Source organism: Arthrobacter sp. 9E16 (assembly GCF_002929435.1).
Classification (GTDB): domain Bacteria; phylum Actinomycetota; class Actinomycetes; order Actinomycetales; family Micrococcaceae; genus Arthrobacter_B; species Arthrobacter_B sunyaminii.
Genome location: NZ_PJIU01000001.1, coordinates 225,231 through 242,633, shown reverse-complemented (window position 1 = coordinate 242,633; position 17,403 = coordinate 225,231). Strand labels below are relative to the sequence as shown.

Here is a 17,403-nt window from a genome sequence, read left to right as displayed (position 1 = left end):
GGGCACGGGGCTGCCTCCCGGTGTGATTAGCTTAAGTTTGCCGCCCCGGCGGCTGGTCCCGGACCCGGCGAAGCCGAGTCCGGAAGGATCTCACACGCAGAAAGGTTCCGCATGCAGGAATCAGCCGACAGGCCGCTAAATATTGTTGTCCTGGTAAAGCACGTGCCCGATGCCCAGTTTGACCGGCACCTTTCCGGTCCCGCTCACACGCTCGACCGTTCCGAGAGCATCCTCTCCGAGCTGGACGAGTACGCCCTTGAAGCGGCGCTGCAGCTGGCCGAGGCGCGCGGGGGCCAGTCGGCCGGGAACATGGTGACTGCACTGACCATGGGTCCGGATGCCGCGGTTAACGCGGTGAAGAAGTCCCTCCAGATGGGTGCCTACCAGGGTGTTCACGTGAACGACGCCGCTCTGGCCGCTTCCGATGCCGCGGCAACTTCGCTGGTGCTCGCCGCTGCGGTGCAGCACGCCGCCGGCGCGCCGGGTGCCCCGGCAATGCCGGATCTGGTGCTGACGGGAATGGCGTCTACGGACGGAGAGACGTCCCTGGTTCCGGCGCAGCTGGCGGAGCGTCTCCAGCTGGCCCAAATCACCTTTGCCTCCGAGATTGAGGTGCGCGATGTTGACGGCGCTCCCGCGGTCCGTGCCCGCAGGGACGGCGATTCCTTCTCGGAGACGCTCGAAGCACCGCTGCCGGCACTGGTTTCGGTGACTGATCAGGCCAACGAACCGCGCTACCCCAATTTCAAGGGCATCATGGCCGCCAAGAAAAAGACCATCACGGTTCTTTCCCTGCAGGATTTGGGCATCAAACCGGAGCAAACAGGGTTGGCCGGGTCCTGGACCTCCGTGGCCGCCTCCGCGCCCCGACCGCCGCGTTCAGCCGGAACCATCATTACCGACGACGGCAGCGCCGGGGTTGCACTGGTGGACTTCCTGGCCGCTTCCAAACTGATCTGACAATCCTTTCACCGGCGTTGCCCCGGCTGCGCCCGAAGCACTAAGGAGAGCCCACCATGGCCTCTGTCCTCGTCTTTATCGATGTACCGGGTCTGCCGCTGCCGCGGGCGAGCCGCGAATTGCTGACCATTGCCCGCGGGCTGGGGGAGCCTGCGGTGGCCAGCCCCCGTGCCCTCAGCGATGAGGCGCTGCAGGCTCTGGGGGATTACGGCGTCGCAGCCGTCTACGAACCCGCAGCGGAACTGCCGGACGTCCTGATCGCGGCCAAGGCCGCCTTCCTGGCCGAAACCGCCCAGAGCGCAGGCGCTGCAGGGGTGCTGCTGGGGAATTCCTTCGAGGACCGCGAGGTGGCGGCCCGTGCAGGCATAAAACTGGGTTCCGGCGTCATTACGGACGCCGTGGCCGTTGCTCCGGACTTTTCAGTGACGAAATCGGTGCTGGCCGGGTCCTACACCTCCACCTGCCGGGTACAGGCCGGAATTCCCGTCATCACGGTGAAAGCCAACAGCGTTGAGCCGGTTCCGGCGCAGGCTCCCGCGGCTCCGGAACGCCGCCGGGTTGCCGTCCCCGACGCCGGTCCCGCTGCACGGGTCACGGGCCGCACCGAGAAGCGGGTCAGCGGCCGTCCCGAACTCTCCGAAGCCAGGGTGATTGTGGCGGGGGGACGCGGAATGGACGGTGACTTCACGCCGGTGGAAAACCTCGCGGACGCGCTGGGCGGTGCCGTGGGCGCCTCGCGTGCAGCCACCGACGCCGGCTGGATTGAACACTCCGCCCAGGTGGGCCAGACCGGGAAGACGGTCTCTCCGCAGCTCTACATCTCGGCGGGCATCTCCGGCGCCATTCAGCAGAAAGCCGGAATGCAGACGGCAAAGGTCATTGTGGCGGTCAACAAGGACGCCGATGCACCCGTGTTTGAAATTGCGGACTTCGGAATCGTGGGGGACGTGTTCTCAGTCCTGCCGCAGGCCACCGAGGAAATCAAGAAGCGCAGGTCCTGATTCCATGACTCAGGCACAGGAACAAGAGCAAGAGGTTCCCCGGGTGCAGCGTGTGCTGGCCTTCGCCGCCCATCCGGACGACATCGACTTCGGTGCCGCCGGAACCGTGGCGGGCTGGACCGCGGCAGGAGCCGAGGTCACGTACTGCATCATGACCGCCGGTGACGCCGGGGGTTTCGAGCCCGGAGACCGAAACAAAGTAACGGAGCTGCGCAGCAGCGAACAGCAGGCAGCCGCGGAACTCGCCGGTGTGCGGGACATCCGGTTCTTGGGTGAACGCGACGGCTTCCTGGCGGTGACCCCCGAAGTGGTGGAGCAGGTTGTCGCGCTGATCCGCGAAGTCCGCCCCGACGTCGTGCTTTCCATGCATCCCGAACGCAACTGGGACCGCATCCAGGCCAGCCATCCCGACCATCTGGCCTGCGGCGAGATCGTCACCCGGGCGGTATATCCGGCGGCGGAGAATCCCTTTGCCTTCCCGCGGCTGGCGGAACAGGGCCTGGAAGCATTCAAGGTCCCGTGGCTGTGGTTTTACGGTGCTCCGCGGGAACGGGAAAACCATGCCGTGGATATCAGCGGGCTGGTTGAAACCAAACTGGCAGCGATCCGGGTACACGCCAGCCAGCATCCGGACATTGGCAGGATGGAAGCTGCGGTGAAGTCCATGCTTCGTGATAACGCCCGCCGTTTTGGGCTCCCCGACGGTGCCAGCGCCGAAGTTTTTCATGTGGTGGGAGTCAACACCGAGCAGACCATCGCCGGGTTCTGACGTCTGCACCGGCTCCCTCATGCCGACCGCAGCCGTCCTTGTGCTGTACCGGTGGGAGGGGTCCTTGATCCGCTACAGGTTTGCCTCGGCCCAGAAACCGATGGCCTCAGCCAGGTAGGCCGCCAGCCCAGGCGCTTCACTGTCGTAAAAAGCGGTGAAGCGGCTGTCCTGCACATACAGCTCACCCAGACCCTTGTAAGCTGCGCGGTCGGGAGTCCAGCCGGCGCAGACCCACCGGTAATGGCGCGCGACGACGGCACCGACCTGAGGATCCGACGGTGCCAGTCCGGCGCGCAGGCAGGCGGCAAGCTCCGCGTTGATGGCTCGGGCCTCCTGCAGAAGTTCCTGCTGCCGGTCCTTTCCCAGCGATTCCAGTTTTTCTTTGCTGGACTCGACCCGGGCATTGCCCCAGCGCTGCCGGGCTTCATCCTCATAGGGGTTTTCTTCGAATCCCCGGAACAGTTCCTGCGCGTCCATGGTTCCTCCTTGCGCCAAGGAATCCAGTGTTGCCCGGACCGTCGCTGCCATCTCCGCCAGGCGCCGGCTCTCCTCCTGCAGCCACCGGTGGTGGACCGCCAATGCCTCAGCCTCATCGATCTGCCCGGCCAGGACGGACGCGATGGAGTCCAGTCCCAGACCCAGCCGGCGCAGCAGCAGGATCCGCTGCAGCCGCAGCAATTCCTCCATCCGGTAGAACCGGTATCCGTTGGGGCCGGTAAAAGCCGGGGAGAGCAAACCGCGTTCCTCGTAATGGCGCAGCGTCCGCGACGAAACTCCGGCCATGCGTGCCACCTCGGAGATGGGCCAGGCATCCTTGTGCCGGGACTTCACAGCCGTCCCCTGGGCATCATTTTCAGCTCCTGCCGGGATGTGCAGCCGGGGGATCCGGCTGCTTCTCCTTACGCTAGGCGTTGACGCAGCGTCAACGTCAAGCGGCCGGCAAGGGGTCTCAGGCCGCGAAGGGGATGACCAGCAGGATGGGCGGTGTGGGCGTCGGCGAACCGCCGTCGGGCTCCACCGTCAGCGCCACCGCACTGTAGGGATCAATGTCCGTCAGTTCCGTGGCCTTGGTTCCGGAGACTTCCTCGCCTGTCATGACACCCACCGACACCGGATCGGATCCGTCGGCCGGGACGCGCCACATCTGGTAGACCGATCCTTCCGGCGGGGCCGGGACTCCGCTGAGGGTGACGACGGCGGCGTCCTTGCCCTTGGAGGTGGCCACTTCCGCGGTACCTCCGGTGGGAAGGTCAATGGTGCGCTGCTGCACGTCGGAGGCTTGCAGCACTTCCTCGCTCACCGAATCCGGTTGTCCAAGATTGCTGACGGTCACGCCTCCCACAACGATTGCGGCGGCTGCGGCGCCGGCAAGGATCCAGCGGCCGGCGCGGCCCAGGGGCGGGCGGCGGCTGCGGCGGGCGGCAAGCTCGTCGCCGGGATCCGGGGCGGGAGCGGAATCCTCCTGCTCCGGCAGCCGGGCCATGATCCGTTCCAAGAGGTCTTCGGGCGGAGCGGCTTCGGCCCGGTAGCCTCCGGCCAGTGCTTCGCGCGTGGCCCAGACACGCTGGAGGAAGGACCGGCGGACGCCCGGGTCTGCCCGTTCCAGGGCGGCATCCACTGCCTGCCGGTCGTTGTCGGGCAGGGCGTTCAGGGCATAAACCTCAGCCCATTCCAGCAGCCGGCCGTCGGCCAAGTCTGTGTAGAGGGCATCTGAGGAGGCATCAAAGCTGTTTTCAGGCATTTGCGGGCACCCCCAGACATTTCTTCAGTCGTATGAGTCCGTCGCGGATCCGCGACTTGATGGTTGGCACTGCGGCATTCAGTTTTTCCGCGACCTCGCGGTAGGTGAATCCGCCGTAGTAGGCGAGGCGAACCGATTCCCGCTGGGTGTCGGTCAAGGACTCCAGGCACTCCACCACCGCTTCGGCATCGAGCCGCTGAGCGACGGTGTCCGCCACATTGTCATAGTCCGGTTCCTGCATGGCGGCGCCGAAGCGGGCCTCCCGGTTGGCGGAACTCTGTTCGGAACGGACCCGGTCAACGGCGCGGCGGTGGGCGAGCGTCAGCAGCCAGGCCAGGGGCGAACCGACGGCGGGATCGAAGCGGGAAGCGCTGGTCCACACCTGCAGGTAGACCTCCTGCGTGGTGTCCTCGCTGAGCTCGGCATCAATGAGCACCCGGCGGGCCAACCCGTAGACACGACGTGATGTCAGTGCGTAGAAGCGCTCGAAATCACCACGGCTGCCGCCGGCAATCCCCGCCAGCAGTGACTCCAGCGAAGGCTGGGGGACGGGCTGTTGCCCGTGGTTCTGCGCGGCTTCGGCGGCGCGCTCCGGAATGGAGGCCTGCGCGGCGGAGGGCCGTCCCTGGTTCGGCTTGTCCATAGGCTTCCAGCATAGGGGGAAACCCGTGGCTGCGGCTCCCTGAGTTTCCATGCCCCCTATTCGTTGCCGGAGGCGGAATGGATGGGGCGGTCTCCCGGCGGCAGTTCCCGAAGGATTCTAGGGGAGGCGGGCGGAGGCGATCAGTGTATCGGCATTCAGGTTGTACTCCTCACCCAGCTGCGCCAAGAAGGCGGTCTTCACCCTTGCAGCGGCTTCCTCGTCCTCCGGCAGGAGGAAGCGCAGTCCGCTGCCCATCACCAGCGACCAGGCCAGGGACTGGTTGAGCTGGACCTGCGCCGGAGTGGAGAGAACCTTGATGTCCTGGAGTCCGAAACCCTCGAGCCAAGCGGTAAGTTTCTCCGGCGTGTTCAGGCGTTCGGTGTTGTCCCGTGCCCCGGAAATCAGTCCCGTCAGCTCGGGCCGCTCGCGCCGGCACTCCTGCACTAAAAGATCGGTAAACGGGCTCAGGGCACCTTCCGCCCACGTGCTCAGGGCCAGCATGCCGCCCGGGCGCAGGTTCGAGACCAGGTGAGCTGCTCCCTTGTCCATGTCCGGAAGGAAGAAGATCGAGTAGGCGGACAGCACGACGTCGTACGGCTCGTCCCCGGTCCACGCACCGGCGTCGCCCAGATGCAGGACAACATTCTCGAGGGAGAGGGTGCTGGCTTTCGCCTGGGCCAGGGCCAGCATCTGTGCCGAAAGATCGACGCCGTCCACCCGCCCGTCCGGGCCGGCGTACTGTGCCGCGGGGATGGTGGTTGCTCCGGTGCCGCAGCCCGCATCCAGGATCCTGTGGCCAACCTCAATCTCGGCAGCTGCCACCAGGGCGTTGCCCATCGGGTTCCAGAGCGAAGGTGCCAGGCGCTCAAAGTCGGCGGCGCCGTCGTCGAACGCGGAGCCAATCGTGATCTCGGGCATGGGAGTCCTTAGAGCTGGGCACCTGCGAAGCCGTGTTGGCGCCAGGCTTCGTAGACGGCGATGGAGGCGGAGTTGGCAAGGTTCAGGGAGCGCAGGGACGGCAGCATGGGCAGGCGGACACGCGCGGTAACATGCGGGTCCTGCTTTACCTCTTCGGGCAGTCCCACGGATTCGCGGCCAAACATCAGCACATCGCCGGGCTGATAGGCGATGTCCGTGTAGGACGTGTCACCGTCGGAGGTGAAGGCATAGACCCGTTCCGGAGCAAGGGCTTTCCACGCGGCCTCCAGGGTGGGGTGCACGTGGAGGACGGCCAGATCATGGTAGTCCAGCCCTGCGCGGCGCAGCTTGGAATCCTCCAGCTCAAAGCCCAGGGGCTCAACGAGGTGGAGTTCGGCTCCGGTAATGGCGGCCAGGCGGATTGCATTGCCGGTATTGCCGGGGATTTCAGGGGTGTGGAAGAGGATGCGGAACACAACCCCATCCTAAGCCCGGCAGCTAGCGGACCGTTGCATCGAGGAGTCCGCCAAGCACGGGGAGCTGCACCGCGTTGGCCTGTGGTCCTTCGCTAAAGAACCGCTTGAGTTCGCGCTGGAGGGTTCCGGCATTGGCGACGTGAACCATGGCGGGGGCGCTGCGGCTCAGCGAGGGCGGATAGTCGATCACGGGTTCAAAGGGATTGCCGTTGGGGCTGTGCAGCACCACCCAGCCGCTGACGTTGCACTCCGGGAAGCGGTCCTGGAGGGTGCGCACGGCATCCGGAAGCCGGTTAATGGACACCTCCTTGCCGCGGTAGCGCAGGTGCCGGCCGTCCCAGCTGTAATTGCCGGGAGAAGCAACCTGGGATTCAAGGACGGCCATCCGGTAGCCGCCCAGGAGCACATGGCCCACGTTGAGGTTGCCGCCGCGGGGAGAGCGGTCCGGCAGGTGCAGGCCGTTGACCAGCCGTCCTGCCGGATAATCCGGCAGCAGGGTGCGTTCAAGCAGGCGAATGGTGAGGACCTCGCCGTCGTACCGGGCGCCCGCACCGGAGCCCAGACGCGCCATGAACCCGGGCCTGCGGGGGGATCCGTGGACCTGCTGTCCGGCCAGTGCCAGCGGCAGCACCGGCGGGGAACCGGGGGAGAAGTCCGGGACGAAGCGCGGGGTCTTGGCCAGGGCCTCGTCGGGGGAGGGTGATCCGCCGCGGGTGTAGCCGGTGCGGGCGGAGGACGCCGGTTTGGACGCGGCTCCGGGCCGCCCGCCGGAGCCGCGGCCCAGGCTCAGGTCATACGCCGCTTTTTGCTCCGGGTTGGACAGCACCTCGTACGCCTCGGCGATGACATGGAACGTTTCGGCACTGCCTCCGTGATCCGGGTGGGTGGCGCGTGCGGCTTTGCGGTAGGCCGCCTTGATCTGGTCCGTTGTGGCCGAGGGGGTAAGACCCAAAACCTCATACAGCGTCTTGGGTGACGGGCTCACAGCGGATCCTCTCATTGGGCCGGAAGACCCGGCAGGCACAGCGCGCGGATGGCGCCGCAGGTTTCACAGCGGTTGCATTCTCTCAGGTTGGCAGCGTCACCGGCCAAACCGGCAGCCATAAGGCTGCACCAGCTATAACGCTGGAAGGGTGAACTATGTTTCCCGGACGGACCGGGCAACTCTGCGGACAGAGTGATAACTCGCCGCGGCAGCGGGGATGACCCGCGGGTGGTCCGGATCGGTGTTGTCCACGACCACCGTGGCCCGGTCCGCGGGATCCGTGTCAGCGAAGTAGAGACGCTGGCCGCCCACGTAGCGGTGCATGGCCGGATCATTCGGATCCGCCGGCGTTCCGTCGCGCTGAGCCATCCGAGCCGCGGTCACGGGAAACGGCACGTCGAGGAACAACGAGAAGTCCCAATCCGCCGCCAGTTCGCGGCGGTGCAGGAAGAGTCCGTCCACCAGCACGACGGCGTTGGCGGGGGCGGGCAGCTCGGGCGGGGACAGGACGGCGTCGGTGACGAGGCTGTGCCCGGCGGGCCGGTAGCTCCCGCCGCCTCCCGGCTTCAGCGGGTCGAGGACGTAGGCCCGAAACTGTTCCACGTTGTAGGAATCATGGCGAAAGCCGGCTGCCGAACGTCGGCCGCGCCGGTACCGAATGCCTTGGCGGTGATGAAAGTCATCCAGCGACACCCGGATCACCGGCCGCGGGTTCACGGCACCGGCCAGCTCGGCAGCCAGGGCGTCTGCAAAGGTTGTTTTCCCGGAGCCGTCAACGCCGTCCACCGCCGCGAATACCCGGCAGCCGGGGGACCTGCCGGACAAGCATGCCGCCAGGTTCTGCAGGAGCGCAGCCCGGCGGACAGGCACAGGGCAAACCGGGAGCGCCGGCGGGGGAGGCGGAGTGGTCACAGAGGCATTGTGCCAGTTCCAATCGGCATCGGTTGCGATCCCCGTTAGAATGATCAGGTGCCCGTGTACCTAGATCACGCGGCGACCACGCCTATCTCGGCCTCGGCCCTCGCCGCACTCACGTCAGAACTTAGCCGCAGCGGCAATCCGTCCTCGCTGCACGGCTCCGGCCGCCGCGCCCGGATGGTGGTGGAGGAATCGCGCGAAGCGCTCGCCGCCGCCGCAGGCTGCCACCCCTCGGAGATCATCTTCACCTCCGGCGGAACCGAGGCGGACAATTTGGCCGTCAAGGGGCTGTACTGGTCCCGGCGCGATGCCGACCCGCGCCGCACCCGGATCCTCTGTTCCCCGATTGAGCACCATGCCGTCCTGGACACCGTCCAGTGGCTGGAAAAGCATGAGGGTGCCACCGTGGTGTGGCTGCCGGTGGATCAGGACGGCGTGGTCTCCGAGGAAGCCATCCGGGCCGAGCTTGCCGCCCACGCAGACACCACCGCCCTGCTGACCGTCATGTGGGCCAACAATGAAGTGGGCACGGTCCAGGACATTCCCGCGCTCACTGCGCTGGCACACGAATACGGGGTGCCGGTGCACACCGACGCCGTGCAGGCGTTCGGCGCACTGCCGGTGGACTTCCGGGCGGCCGGTGTGGACACCATGGCCATCAGCGGTCACAAGATCGGCGGACCGGTGGGGGTCGGGGCGCTCGTCGTTGGACGGGCCGTGAGACTCACGCCGGTGATGCACGGCGGCGGGCAGGAGCGGGACATCCGCTCCGGAACCCTGGACACCCCCGGCATTGCGGCCTTCGCCGCTGCAGCCCGTGAAGCCACGGAAAACCTTCCCGCTGAGTCCGCCCGCCTGCGGAACCTGAGGGACACGCTGATCGCCGGGGTGGAGCGCGAAATTCCGGACGCAGTGCTTCGGGGCGCACGGGAGGACCACAGCGGGGATACCGGCCAGCAAGGCAGGCCACGCCGGCTGCCGGGCAATGCCCACTTCACGTTTCCGGGCTGCGAAGGCGATTCGCTGCTGTTCCTGCTGGATCTGGCCGGGGTGGAGTCCTCCACCGGCTCGGCGTGCACGGCGGGAGTTCCCCGGCCCTCACACGTTTTGCTGGCCATGGGACTGAGCGAGACCGAGGCCCGCGGTGCGCAGCGTTTCAGCCTCGGGCATACAACCACGGCCGCAGACGTTGACACCTTGTTGAACGCACTTCCCGAAGCCTATGAGCGGGCCAAAAAGGCCGGTATGGCTTCCCACGTCAGCAGCATCCAAACAGCAGGAACAGGTTTTACTTCATGAAGGTTTTGGCAGCAATGAGCGGCGGAGTGGACTCCGCTGTAGCCGCAGCACGAGCAGTGGAAGCCGGGCACGACGTCGTCGGCGTCCACCTGGCGCTGTCCCGCATGCCGGGCACCCTGCGCACCGGCAGCCGGGGCTGCTGCACCATCGAGGACTCGCGCGACGCCTGGCGGGCCTGCGACATCCTGGGCATCCCGTACTACGTGTGGGACTTCTCCGAGCGGTTCAAGGAAGACGTGGTGGATGACTTCGTCGCCGAGTACGCCGCCGGCCGCACCCCCAACCCCTGCATGCGCTGCAATGAGCGGATCAAATTCGCCGCCCTGCTGGAAAAGGCACTGGCCCTGGGCTTCGACGCCGTCTGCACCGGCCACTACGCCAAGGTGATCACCGACGCCGACGGAAACCCGGAGCTGCACCGTGCCGCGGACTGGGCCAAGGACCAGTCCTACGTCCTGGGCGTGCTCACGCACGAACAGCTCAAGCACTCCATGTTCCCGCTGGCCGAAACCCCGTCCAAGGCCGAGGTCCGCGCTGAAGCCGAACGGCGGGGCCTGTCCGTGGCCAACAAGCCGGACAGCCACGACATCTGCTTCATCCCCGACGGTGACACCCGCGGCTGGCTCGAAGAGCGCATCGACATGACGGAGGGCGACATTGTCGATTCCTCCGGCGAGAAGATCGGCACGCACCCCGGAGCCAACGCCTTCACCGTGGGCCAGCGCAAGGGCCTGAAGCTGGGCCGCCCGGCCGACGACGGCAAGCCCCGCTTCGTGCTGGAAATCAGGCCCAAGGAAAACAAGGTGGTCGTGGGGCCGGAGAAGCTGCTGAACATCGACCAGATGCGCGGCATCAAGATCTCCTGGGCCGGCCTGCCGATCCCCGAGATTGAGGCCCGCACCCAGTTTGACTGCATGGTCCAGGTCCGTGCCCACGGCGATCCCGTGGCCGCCCGCGGCTGGATGGAAGATGTTGCCTCCGATGAGGCCGACGGCGGCGTCCGCGAGGAGCTTGTCGTCCGGCTGAACGAACCGATGCGCGGCGTTGCTCCGGGCCAGTCCATGGTTATCTACCAGGGCACCCGCGTCCTGGGCCAGGCCACGATCGATTCGGCACGTTCGCTGGAATGGGATCCCGCCGCGGTGTCCTGATCCGGGCGGGCCGGCGTAACGTGCTCTGCCGCACGCGGGCCGGACTCTAGACTGGAGCCATGACTGAAACATCCGCAGATGAGTTCGACCCCGCTGCCAGTTCCCTCGCCGGTAAAATTTCCGACGACGTTATGCAGGAACTGCTGGCTGTCCGCAGCAGCATCGACAACATCGATGCAACTCTGGTGTATCTCCTCGCGGAACGTTTCAAGGCCACCCAGCGGGTGGGGTACCTGAAAGCGGAGCACGATCTGCCGCCTGCTGACCCGGGACGGGAAGTGGCCCAGATTGCCCGGCTGCGCCGGCTCGCCGAGGACGCCCACCTGGATCCGGCCTTCGCGGAAAAGTTCCTGAACTTCATCATCAGCGAGGTCATCCGGCACCACCAGGCGATCTCCGACAACCACAACGGCGGCAACAGCAATGCAGCAGGACTCTAACCAGACGGACACTAAGCAGCCGGAATCCACCACCGTCACGGCCACTGCCTTAGGCTCGTGGCCGGGCGATGACCCGGTGGAAGCCACCCGAATCATCCGCGGTGAGCTCGGTGCGCCGCATCTTCCGTTCCTGGTGGAACTGCCGCACCGCGGTCCGGGCGCCGACGCCCTGGGGCGGACCGCCGCACTGCTCGTGGACCTCGCCGTGGACCTCCAGCCGCACGGTTGGCGCCTGGTGCCCCGGCCCGGAAAGGACCACCGCAGGGCAGTCTCCCTGCTGAGCCAGGATCTCAATGCCCTCGCCGATGTTGTGGGCGCCGAGGAATCCCCGGGCAGGCAGCTGAAGATTTCGCTGCGCGGTCCGTTGTCCCTGGCCGCCGGTCTCTACCTGCACAACGGCGAACGTGCCCTCTCTGACGCCGGAGCCCGCCGGGAACTGCTGCAGTCACTTACCGCAGGCGCAGTGGACTATGTGGCGCGTGCACGCACAGCCGCACCGGACGCCGGCATTATCGTCCAGCTCGATGAGCCCGACATCGCCGAAATTCTCGGCGGCGCCATTCCCACGGCCAGCGGCTACCGGACACTGCGCTCCGTGCCGGCCACGGAAGTGTCATCCGCCTGGGGCCAGCTCATGGAGGCACTGACCCTTGCGGGGGCTGAGCAGATCGTCCTGCGCCTGCCGGAGACCGGACGCTCCGCGGTGCTTCGCCCCGGAGCCCAGACACCTTTTGCCCTGGCACTGGGGGCGGGCGCAACCGGCGCGGCCCTGCCTGCCGCCGGGCTTACCGGAGCGGATTGGGAAGGAATTGCGGAAGCGGTCGAAAGCGGAAAGTCGCTGTGGCTGGGAATACTGCCGGAACCGGCAGGGAACGCTGAGCCCCGCCAAGTGAAAGCCCTGGTGGAGGATGTACTGCGGCCGTGGACCAAAATCGGCCTGTCGGCCAACGCGCTTCCGGCGCTTCGCCTGACACCGGCCGCCGAGCTGGCGGAGGTATCGCCGTCGTCCGCCCGGAAGGCCCTGAGCCGGCTCACGCAGACTGCGCAGGCGCTGTCCCAGGTGGCCGCCGAGGGCTGGGGCACCGGAACTTAACCGGCTCTTATACCCGCCGCTCCCAGCGGGAAGGCACTGCCTCGGCCGGAAGTTCGCCGTCCCAGGGCTGCTGCCGGTAAGTGAAGCTTCCTTCGTAGACGAAGATGGTACCCACCTGCCGCTGCACCACCCGCGTGCGGATGCGGAAGACGCCCTCGCCGTCGTCGTACCACTGCTCCACATGTGCGTCCGCAGCAGCAAAGCCAGGCAGCGGAAGCCGCAGCGGGCCCAGGAACAGCCGGCTGCGCGGAGAATCCATGAGCAGATGCCCTTCCCCGGTCACGGACAGCACCAAATCAGTGGCCAGATTTCGTTTCCGTCCCAGATAATCAGTCAGATGCCCCGGACCGGTCAGCGTGGTGGTGTCCTCAAAGGTCCGGTTGCCGCCGGGAAACCGGAAGGTCCGCACCGCGGTCAGCGACGGCCTGCCCTGTGGATCCTGATGCGGGTAGTTGCGGATGGTAAAGGGAATGCCGGTGCCGTAATCGGGGAAGAACGCATTCGATACCGGAACTAGTTTGAGCAGCGGCCGCAGCCAGGGCCGGGGACAGCCGGCGGTTTCGAAAACGCCCTCTCCCTCGCCGTACACGCCGCCGCCGGCCGCTGCTGAGAAGTACTCCTGCAGCGCGGGCTGGAGCCGCTCGAAGTCCGATCCGAGGACCTGGCGGTAAACGGAGCGGGGAACCGCTGCTGGTTCGGCTGGAGCCATGATCTAGAGCCTTCCGGAAGCTTTGAGCCGGATATAGAGGTCCGCGAGCTTGGGCGGCAACTCGTGCGGGGTTTCGTCAACCACCTCGGCACCCATGGACCGCAGCTGGGCGCTGACCGCTGCCCGGTCCAGAAGGGCACGCTCCGCCGCTGCTGCGCGGAACACCTCGGTGGCCGTTGTCCGCTGCCGCCGCAGTTCCTCCAGCTCCGGGTCCCGGACCGAGGCAACCACCACCACATGCTTGTCCAGCAGCTGCGGCAGCACCGGCAGCAGCCCTTCTTCGAGTGCGCCGGAATCCAGGGCAGTTATCAGCACCACCAGCGAACGGCGGGTGGAGACGGATTGGACGGCACCGGGCACCAGGGAAAAGTCAGCTTCAATCAGCTCGGCGTCCAGCGGGGCAATCGCCGAAACGAGGCGGTGCAGGAGGTTGCCCTTTCCCCCGGACTGGACACGTGCCCGGATCCGCCGGTCAAAGGCCAGGAAGTCCACCCGGTCGGCACCGCCGGAGGCCAGCATGGCCAGCAGCAGGGCGGCTTCGATGCCGGTGTCCAGCCGCGGTTCATCGCCAATCCGGGCAGCCGACGTGCGGGAAGTATCCAGCAGCAGCACCACGCGCCGGTCACGCTCCGGACGCCAGGTCCGCACCACGGTGTCCCGCCGGCGGGCCGTGGCACGCCAATCGATGGACCGGACATCGTCCCCGCGCACATAGTCACGCAGGGAATCGAATTCCGTTCCTGCACCCCGCATCTGCACCGTGGTGTTGCCGTCCAGCTCCCGCAGCCGCCGCAGTTTCGACGGCAGGTGACGTTTGGCGTGGAACGGGGGGAGAACCCGCAGCACTGCGGGGCACGGCAGGGTGCGCTGGCGGGCGGCCAGACCCAGCGGACCGAAGCTGCGTACAGTGACGGATTCACTGTGCAGGTCACCCCGGCGCTCCGGAAGGAGCCGCACCTCAAAGCGGCGGGCTTCATGCGCGGGTATCTGCATCCGCTGCACAGGGTCCAGGGCACCGGCCGAAGGCTGCCAGCCGTCCCGGAAGCTGCCGCGAAGGGTACGGGTGCCGGTGTTGCGGACAGTCAGGACCGCGGCGGCAGGCTCGGTCAGCCGAACGCTTCCCGGAACGGTGCGCTCCAGGGTGAGCGAGCGCGGCGATGCAGCCGCCACCAGATCAACGCCGACAGCGGCGCACAAAAACACCAGCCACAGCGTGATCGAGGCAGCGCCCGGAAAGAGCAGGACCGCCACGGAACCCGCTGCGGCAAGGAAGACCAGCCGGCCGGAGATCGCCATCAGAGACCGGCGACCTAGCGCGGTACCGGAACGGTGGCCAGGATGCTGCCCAGCACGCCGTCGACTAAGACACCGTCCATCTGTGCCTCCGGGCGCAGCGACACCCGGTGCCGCAGCGCCGGCAATGTGAGTGCCTGGACGTCGTCCGGCGTGACGAAGGGCCGCCCCGAGAGCCAGGCCCAGGCGCGGGAAGTGTTCAGCAGTGCCGTGGCGCCGCGCGGGGAGACACCAAGCTGGAACGACGGCGCACTCCGGGTTGCCCGGACCAGGTCCACGATGTAGCCGAGGACTTCGGGGGAGACCTCCACCTCGGCGACGGCGCGTCTGGCTGACTCCAGATCGGCAGCAGAGGCAACGGGACGGACTCCGGCGGCACCAAGGTTCCGGGGATCGAAACCGCCGCTGTGCCGGCGGATGATCTCAATTTCGTCGTCCCGCCCGGGCAGGTCCATGGTCAGCTTGAGCAGGAACCGGTCCAGCTGGGCCTCCGGCAGGGAATACGTGCCCTCGTACTCCACGGGATTGGAGGTGGCCGCCACAATGAACGGATCGGGCAGCGGACGAGACACTCCGTCCACTGACACCTGCCGCTCCTCCATGGCTTCCAACAGCGATGCCTGGGTCTTGGGCGGGGTGCGGTTGATTTCGTCTGCCAGCAGGATGTTGGTGAAAACAGGTCCTTCCCGGAAGGAGAATTCCGAAGTGCGGCCGTCATAGATCAGCGAGCCGGTGACATCTCCGGGCATGAGGTCAGGGGTGAACTGCACCCGCTTGGTATCCAGGGACAGGGCGGCGGAGAGCGAACGCACCAGCAGAGTTTTTGCGACGCCCGGAACCCCCTCCAGGAGCACATGCCCCCGCGCCAGCAGCGCAATGATCAGCCCCGTCACCGCGGCATCCTGGCCCACTACGGCCTTGGCCACTTCCCGGCGGACGTCAAGCAGGGCCTGGCGGACCGGATCGGTGCCCGGGTCAACATCCCGGCCGGCATCCGGCCCGGAGGGAGCGGCCTGCTCCGCAACTCCGGGTCCCGGCGCTTCCCCGGCCCTGATTTTTTCGGCACTGACCTGGGCCGTCGGTGACGGCGGGGCTCCCGGGGGCTGCGGCTGGTACTGCTGGCTCATGATGCGGTGACCTCTTCCTCTAGGGCTTGCAAATCCTGTGACCACTGAACAAGCGCGGCATCGCCTGCAGGCAGAGCCCCGTTCAACAGTGAATTAACCTCGTCCTCAGGCCGGCCGGTGGACGCGGCGACCGCCCGGACCACCGTGTCGGTGCTGCTTCCGGGCCCCAGCCGCAGCCGGGCGGCAAGGCGGGTGAGCGCGGCGGCGCGAAGTGTTTGGGCCGCGCGGTCCGTTGCACGGGCGTCCTGATACAGCCGGGCGCGGCCTTCCGCCGTCTCTGCGGACCGTACCACCACGGGCATCGGTTCGGCGGCCAGAGGCCCCAACCGGCGTCCGCGCCAGAGCATCGCCAGTGCCGCCACCACGAGCAGCCACAGCAGCAGCGGATCCACCCATCCGGGCAGCAGCGTGCGGAAATCGGCAGGTGCCTCCGCGGGCGGCACATCCGAGACAGTGGGCAAAAACCAGACCAGGGTCTCGGCGGAACCCAGGGTGCGCAGTGCCAGTGCCGCATTGCCCCGGTTGGCGAGGGACTCATTGGCCAGCAGCGCGGAATTGCCCAGGACAATGACGCTGCCGTCGTCGTTGCCCGCGTACGAACCTGCCCCGGTGCCGCCGTCGGAGGCGGGAAAACAGGTGACCGGCCCGCGGTAGGCCAAACCGCCGGCGTCGATGTTTTGGGCGGCGGAGGCGTCCGCAGCATCGCACTGCGCCTCCAAACCGGCGTCCTGCTCCGGCAGCACCCCGGCGGAGCGGATCTCCGGGGCGAGCTCGGTGAGCTGGACAAAGCCGGGTTCCACCAGCACCTGCCGACGGGCAAGGCCGTTCAACTCCGCGAGCTGGTCCGCCCCCAGGAAGCCGTTGGGGTCGTACAGAAACAGCGTTGACTGCCCGCCCCGGCGTTGGAGCATGTCAACGGCTTCCTGATAGGAGTCCGGAGCTTGAACGTCCACGCCCCTGTTGCCCAGGATCGTTGCCGCTGCCTGTGCACCGGCGGGGGCGGGGTTTGCGGGGGAGAGCGCTGTATCGTCATCGCCGGATCCCCCGAGGACGGCCAGGAGGACAACGAAGCACAGCACCAGGCCCAAAATGATCCACAGTCGCCACGCCCGCAGCCGGGTCCGCACGGTTTCGCTGAGCGTCGGACTGCGGTCCGGACCTGCCGGGGGTACCGGAACGGCTTCCGGGGGTGCGCTGCCCGCGTGCGGGGCGCTCACCGTGGCACCGCCAACGTGTTACGGGCCGGGGAGGGAACTGCGGGAGACAGGCGTTCCAGCAAAGCATCCAGAACGCCGGCCCGCTCCGCGTCACCGGAGGTGGCCGGCAGATGGCCGTACCGGACGTCGTCGAACCGCCGGGCCAGCCAGATGATTTCGTCCGAGGCTGAGGGGAAAGACCCGGCCAGGATATGTCCCGCCTCTGCAGCCGTGCGGCCGGGACGGGGCTCGAGGACAACACGTTCCTCGGCCGAACGGATGATGGCACGCAGACGTTCGGTCACCGCCGTGTCCCATTCAGCGCGGGCGGCTGCCTCCTCGGCGAGCCTGCGGTGATCCACTGCGATCCGGACTTCGCCTGAGTCGAAAACCTCCCGGCGGCGCCGCGCATTCAACCGCGGGCGGACCAGGAACACCGCTGCGGCCAACACGGCTGCCGCCCCGGCAGCCAGGAGAACCACGCCAACGGTGGGATCGAAACCGGCAATGCCGTTGAGGAGCTCGGTAAAGAAGTTGCCCACCCACCGCCAAAAACGCTCCAGCAGGGTGGGCTCGGCGGCCTGGTACACGGGCCGGGACAATTCCTGCTCAGCCCATTCCCGGCCCTGGTCCGCATCGGGAAGCACCGGGACCTCCCGCACCCCAAACCCCTGCACCGGCCCC

Annotated in this window: 19 protein-coding genes; 7 read left to right on the top strand and 12 right to left on the bottom strand. The window is 67.2% G+C overall.

Annotation, left to right across the window (positions count from 1 at the left end):
* Window positions 1-111: 111 nt before the first annotated feature.
* Genes CXR00_RS01090 through CXR00_RS01080 form a run of 3 tightly spaced genes read left to right on the top strand, consistent with a single transcriptional unit; the run spans window position 112 to window position 2,730 of the window.
* Window positions 112-960: an electron transfer flavoprotein subunit beta/FixA family protein gene (locus CXR00_RS01090; protein WP_104052570.1), complete on the top strand. Its 849-nt coding sequence runs from the start codon at window positions 112-114 to the stop codon at window positions 958-960.
* Window positions 961-1,016: 56 nt separating this feature from the next.
* On the top strand, window positions 1,017-1,961 hold the full coding sequence (locus CXR00_RS01085; protein WP_104052569.1) for an electron transfer flavoprotein subunit alpha/FixB family protein: 945 nt from the start codon (window positions 1,017-1,019) through the stop codon (window positions 1,959-1,961).
* 4 nt (window positions 1,962-1,965) lie between these two features.
* Window positions 1,966-2,730, top strand: a complete 765-nt coding sequence (locus tag CXR00_RS01080) for a PIG-L deacetylase family protein (RefSeq protein ID WP_104052568.1) — start codon at window positions 1,966-1,968, stop codon at window positions 2,728-2,730.
* A gap of 72 nt (window positions 2,731-2,802) precedes the next feature.
* Here CXR00_RS01080 and CXR00_RS01075 read toward each other — a convergent pair whose 3' ends face one another.
* From CXR00_RS01075 to CXR00_RS01045, 7 genes are all read right to left on the bottom strand, one after another.
* Window positions 2,803-3,561: a TipAS antibiotic-recognition domain-containing protein gene (locus tag CXR00_RS01075; RefSeq protein WP_258060238.1), complete on the bottom strand. Its 759-nt coding sequence runs from the start codon at window positions 3,559-3,561 to the stop codon at window positions 2,803-2,805.
* A gap of 118 nt (window positions 3,562-3,679) precedes the next feature.
* Window positions 3,680-4,471, bottom strand: coding sequence for an anti-sigma factor (locus tag CXR00_RS01070; protein WP_104052567.1), 792 nt, complete (start codon window positions 4,469-4,471; stop codon window positions 3,680-3,682).
* Window positions 4,464-5,114: an ECF RNA polymerase sigma factor SigK gene (gene sigK / locus CXR00_RS01065; RefSeq protein ID WP_104052566.1), complete on the bottom strand. Its 651-nt coding sequence runs from the start codon at window positions 5,112-5,114 to the stop codon at window positions 4,464-4,466. Before sigK ends, CXR00_RS01070 begins: the two co-directional genes overlap by 8 nt.
* Window positions 5,115-5,231: 117 nt before the next feature.
* On the bottom strand, window positions 5,232-6,032 hold the full coding sequence (locus CXR00_RS01060; protein ID WP_104052565.1) for a trans-aconitate 2-methyltransferase: 801 nt from the start codon (window positions 6,030-6,032) through the stop codon (window positions 5,232-5,234).
* An 8-nt stretch (window positions 6,033-6,040) separates the two neighbouring features.
* Window positions 6,041-6,508 (bottom strand): tRNA (cytidine(34)-2'-O)-methyltransferase, encoded by a 468-nt coding sequence (locus CXR00_RS01055; protein WP_104052564.1) that lies wholly within the window; start codon window positions 6,506-6,508, stop codon window positions 6,041-6,043.
* A gap of 22 nt (window positions 6,509-6,530) precedes the next feature.
* On the bottom strand, window positions 6,531-7,493 hold the full coding sequence (locus CXR00_RS01050) for a J domain-containing protein (protein WP_181032444.1): 963 nt from the start codon (window positions 7,491-7,493) through the stop codon (window positions 6,531-6,533).
* Between the two features lie 153 nt (window positions 7,494-7,646).
* Entirely contained in the window at window positions 7,647-8,318 is a 672-nt protein-coding gene (locus CXR00_RS01045; RefSeq protein ID WP_146068452.1) for a uridine kinase, read from the bottom strand.
* Window positions 8,319-8,462: 144 nt separating this feature from the next.
* On the opposite strand from CXR00_RS01045, the gene CXR00_RS01040 reads away from it, so the two are divergent.
* The 4 genes from CXR00_RS01040 to CXR00_RS01025 are packed head-to-tail and all read left to right on the top strand — an operon-like array spanning window position 8,463 to window position 12,394.
* On the top strand, window positions 8,463-9,710 hold the full coding sequence (locus CXR00_RS01040; protein ID WP_104052562.1) for a cysteine desulfurase family protein: 1,248 nt from the start codon (window positions 8,463-8,465) through the stop codon (window positions 9,708-9,710).
* A complete protein-coding gene (gene mnmA, locus CXR00_RS01035) occupies window positions 9,707-10,861 on the top strand; it encodes a tRNA 2-thiouridine(34) synthase MnmA (RefSeq protein WP_104052561.1) in 1,155 nt (384 codons plus the stop codon). The genes CXR00_RS01040 and mnmA overlap by 4 nt, the downstream gene beginning before the upstream one ends.
* Before the next feature lie 59 nt (window positions 10,862-10,920).
* Window positions 10,921-11,301, top strand: a complete 381-nt coding sequence (locus tag CXR00_RS01030) for a chorismate mutase (protein ID WP_104052560.1) — start codon at window positions 10,921-10,923, stop codon at window positions 11,299-11,301.
* On the top strand, window positions 11,285-12,394 hold the full coding sequence (locus CXR00_RS01025) for a hypothetical protein (protein WP_104052559.1): 1,110 nt from the start codon (window positions 11,285-11,287) through the stop codon (window positions 12,392-12,394). The genes CXR00_RS01030 and CXR00_RS01025 overlap by 17 nt, the downstream gene beginning before the upstream one ends.
* Window positions 12,395-12,401: 7 nt before the next feature.
* Here the strand turns inward: CXR00_RS01025 and CXR00_RS01020 are convergent, their stop codons facing one another.
* From CXR00_RS01020 to CXR00_RS01000, 5 genes are read right to left on the bottom strand one after another with little or no spacing between them, the layout of a single operon-like run.
* Window positions 12,402-13,103 (bottom strand): DUF4166 domain-containing protein, encoded by a 702-nt coding sequence (locus CXR00_RS01020; protein ID WP_104052558.1) that lies wholly within the window; start codon window positions 13,101-13,103, stop codon window positions 12,402-12,404.
* 3 nt (window positions 13,104-13,106) lie between these two features.
* On the bottom strand, window positions 13,107-14,399 hold the full coding sequence (locus CXR00_RS01015) for a DUF58 domain-containing protein (protein WP_104052557.1): 1,293 nt from the start codon (window positions 14,397-14,399) through the stop codon (window positions 13,107-13,109).
* A gap of 14 nt (window positions 14,400-14,413) precedes the next feature.
* A complete protein-coding gene (locus tag CXR00_RS01010) occupies window positions 14,414-15,523 on the bottom strand; it encodes a MoxR family ATPase (RefSeq protein WP_104052556.1) in 1,110 nt (369 codons plus the stop codon).
* A complete protein-coding gene (locus tag CXR00_RS01005; RefSeq protein ID WP_104052555.1) occupies window positions 15,520-16,740 on the bottom strand; it encodes a DUF4350 domain-containing protein in 1,221 nt (406 codons plus the stop codon). Before CXR00_RS01005 ends, CXR00_RS01010 begins: the two co-directional genes overlap by 4 nt.
* A complete protein-coding gene (locus CXR00_RS01000) occupies window positions 16,737-17,381 on the bottom strand; it encodes a DUF4129 domain-containing protein (protein ID WP_181035562.1) in 645 nt (214 codons plus the stop codon). The genes CXR00_RS01005 and CXR00_RS01000 overlap by 4 nt, the downstream gene beginning before the upstream one ends.
* Window positions 17,382-17,403 lie beyond the last annotated feature (22 nt).